Genomic DNA, 1274 nt, shown 5'->3' on the forward strand with positions numbered 1-1274 from the left:
GCGTTCATCGTGCCGACGGCGGTCTTCGTCGTGTCGATCCTGGTGCTGATCGCGGTTGGTCTCTTCCGGTCCGCGCCTGTCAGCACCGCGGCCGCGGCCGGGCACGCCTCCGTCCTCGCCGGCAATGCCACCACCGTCGGCGCGCTGCTCATGCTGAAGGCCTTTGCCTCGGGGTGCAGCGCGCTGACGGGTGTCGAGGCCCTCGCGAACGCGGTGCCGTCCTTCCGCATTCCCCGCGTGCGCCGGGCCCAGCGGGCGGAGGTGGCCCTGGGAGCCGTCCTCGGGGTGATGCTGATCGGCCTGTCGGTCCTCATCTCGCGCTTCCACCTCCAGCCGGTGGCGGGCGTCACCGTCCTCGCCCAGCTCGCGGACGCCTCGCTCGGCCACAACTGGGCCTTCTACGTGATCCAGTTCGCCACGATGATCCTGCTGGCGCTCTCCGCGAACACCTCCTTCGGCGGCCTGCCCGTGCTGCTGAAGCTGCTGGCCCGCGACAACTACCTCCCGCACGTCTTCGCCCTGAAGGCCGACCGGCAGGTGCACCGTCACGGTGTGTTCGCGCTGGCGCTGGTGTCGGCGGCCCTGCTCGTCTTCTCCGGCGGCGACACCAACACCCTGGTGCCGCTCTTCGCCATCGGCGTCTTCGTCGGTTTCACGATCGCGCAGGTCGGAATGGTCCGGCACTGGCGTGGTGAGCGGGGGAGGGGGTGGCGGGGCAAGGCTCTGCTGAACGGTTTCGGCGCCGTGCTCACCGGTGTCTCGGCGGTCGTGGTGACGGCGACGAAGTTCGAGGATGGCGCTTGGCTGATAGTGATCGCCGTGCCGCTGCTGGTGGCCGCCTTCGAGACGGTGCACCGGGCGTACGCGCGGATCGGTGAGCGGCTGGGCCTCGGGCGGACCCCCGAGCCGCCGCGCCGTGACCGTTCGCTGGTGATCGTCCCGGTGTCGAACCTGTCCCGGCTGACCGTGGAGGCCCTGAACGCCGCCGCCTCCCTCGGCGATGAGGTACGCGCCGTCACGGTGTGCCACCCCGACGCCGAGGACCGCGCCCACACGCATGCGCTGGCCCGCGACTGGGCACAGTGGGACCCCGGAGTACCGCTCGTCCAGCTCACCTCCGAGCGCCGCACCGTGGGGCGCCCGATCGCCGAGTACGTGGGCGAGACGGCCGCCGCGGAGCCCGGCACCCGGGTCACCGTGCTGATTCCCGAGGTCGAGCCGGACCGGCTGTGGCAGCGGCTGCTCCAGAACCAGCGGGGCGCGGTCGTCGCCCA

1 protein-coding gene is annotated in these 1274 nt (G+C 71.8%); it reads left to right on the forward strand.

Annotation, left to right across the window (positions count from 1 at the left end):
- Nucleotides 1–1274: amino acid permease (locus ABZ656_RS58015; protein WP_360280853.1), on the forward strand; the 1274-nt coding region annotated here is incomplete at both ends.

This window comes from Streptomyces sp. NPDC007095, assembly GCF_040634475.1.
In the GTDB taxonomy this organism is placed as follows: Bacteria; Actinomycetota; Actinomycetes; order Streptomycetales; family Streptomycetaceae; genus Streptomyces.